This window comes from Rhodohalobacter sulfatireducens, from assembly GCF_022012475.1.
GTDB lineage: Bacteria > Bacteroidota > Rhodothermia > Balneolales > Balneolaceae > Rhodohalobacter > Rhodohalobacter sulfatireducens.
The window spans coordinates 1-2,123 of sequence record NZ_JAKLWS010000083.1 but is presented as its reverse complement, the minus strand read 5'-3'; the positions used below and the strand labels follow the sequence as shown (position 1 = coordinate 2,123).

General features: G+C 55.3%; 2 tRNA genes and 1 rRNA gene. All 3 read right to left on the bottom strand.

Annotation, left to right across the window (positions count from 1 at the left end):
* Position 1: 1 nt before the first annotated feature.
* Positions 2-75 (bottom strand) — tRNA-Ala (locus L6773_RS21150).
* Positions 76-166: 91 nt separating this feature from the next.
* Positions 167-240, bottom strand: a tRNA-Ile gene (locus L6773_RS21145).
* A gap of 243 nt (positions 241-483) precedes the next feature.
* A 16S ribosomal RNA gene (locus L6773_RS21140) occupies positions 484-2,027 on the bottom strand.
* Positions 2,028-2,123: the final 96 nt, after the last annotated feature.

Here is a 2,123-nt window from a genome sequence, read left to right as displayed (position 1 = left end):
GTGGAGCTACGGGGATTCGAACCCCGGACCCCCTGCTTGCAAAGCAGGTGCTCTAGCCAGCTGAGCTATAGCCCCAACTACGCCAAGGCTTCGTCGGGCACGGCCCAACAACGCCGGCATGGCTAAAACTTCTCAGTGGGCCTGCCCACCAAAGCTTTAGCGACGGTGGGCTTGGCAGGAGTTGAACCTGCGACCTCACGCTTATCAGGCGTGCGCTCTAACCACCTGAGCTACAAGCCCATCTTTCAGGAACTCTTGCCAGGTTGGCCTTCGCAGGGAACCTGCGAACTTCCCGACTCCTCGGGACGCTCTAACCACCTGAGCTACAAGCCCTACTACGCTCCTGCGGAGCTTCGTAGGGCAGGCCCTTTCGGTATCGAACTTGCCCTTCGAAGCGATCCGCCAGGAAGGACTCCTGTCCACTTCATCGCAGACAAACATAAACAGATTGCTGAGCGGCCGGTAAATAGATTTCCTCTTAGCAAAGGAGGTGATCCAGCCGCACCTTCCGGTACGGCTACCTTGTTACGACTTAGCGCCAGTTACTAGGCTTACCCTAGGCACCTGCCTTCCCGACTAGGTCGGGATTAGCACGGCGACGTCAGGTACTCCTAACTTCCATCGCTTGACGGGCGGTGTGTACAAGGCCCGGGAACGTATTCACCGCGTCGTTGCTGATACGCGATTACTAGCGATTCCACCTTCATGGAGTCGAGTTGCAGACTCCAATCCGAACTGGGAACGGCTTTCGGGATCTGCGCCCACTTGCGTGGTGGCTTCCCGCTGTACCGTCCATTGTAGCACGTGTGCAGCCCCGGACATAAGGGCCATGATGACTTGACGTCGTCCCCACCTTCCTCACTACTTGCGTAGGCAGTCTGGCTAGAGTCCCCACCATTACGTGCTGGTAACTAACCACAGGGGTTGCGCTCGTTGCGCCACTTAAGGCAACACCTCACGGCACGAGCTGACGACAGCCATGCAGCACCTTCCATGATGCCCCGAAGGGAAGGTCCGTTTCGGGACCGGTCATCGTGGATTTAGCCCGGGTAAGGTTCTTCGCGTTGCATCGAATTAAGCCACATGCTCCACCGCTTGTGCGGGCCCCCGTCAATTCCTTTGAGTTTCATTCTTGCGAACGTACTCCCCAGGTGGTATGCTTACTGCGTTAACTGCGTCACTGAGCCCGAAAGCCCAACAACTAGCATACATCGTTTACAGCGTGGACTACCAGGGTATCTAATCCTGTTCGCTCCCCACGCTCTCGTGCCTCAGCGTCAATACTGACCCAGCCGGCCGCCTTCGCCACTGATGTTCTTCGTGATATCTATGCATTTCACCGCTACACCACGAATTCCACCGACCTCTGTCAGATTCAAGACACCCAGTATCGGAGGCAATTTTACCGTTAAGCGGCAAGATTTCACCTCCGACTTAGGCGCCAGCCTGCGCACCCTTTACACCCAATGATTCCGGACAACGCTTGCACCCTCCGTATTACCGCGGCTGCTGGCACGGAGTTAGCCGGTGCTTGTTCAATTGGTACCGTCAGTGGGGATCGAAACCCCCAGATTCTTCCCAAATAAAAGCCGTTTACAACCCATAGGGCCGTCTTCCGGCACGCGGCGTGGCTGCGTCAGGGTTTCCCCCATTGCGCAAGATTCCTCACTGCTGCCTCCCGTAGGAGTCTGGGCCGTGTCTCAGTCCCAGTGTGGGGGATCATCCTCTCAGACCCCCTAGCTATCATCGCCTTGGTGAGCCGTTACCTCACCAACTAACTAATAGCACGCAGACCCATCTGAATCCAATCGAAATTTTTAACAACTGTGGCCATGCGGCCCCGCTGCATTATGCGGTATTAGCCACCCTTTCGGGCGGTTATCCCCCAGATTCAGGCAGGTTGTCTACGCGTTACTCACCCGTGCGCCAGTCTCCATCTCAACCGAAGCCAAGACTTCTCCTTCAACTTGCATGTGTTAAGCCCGCCGCCAGCGTTCGTCCTGAGCCAGGATCAAACTCTCCATTGTATATATCTATATTATAATAGTACACTCTGGAAAATCTTATCCCCCGACTCACTCAAACAATCTGTTTATGTCTGTCTTTCAATATGTTTAAAGAAC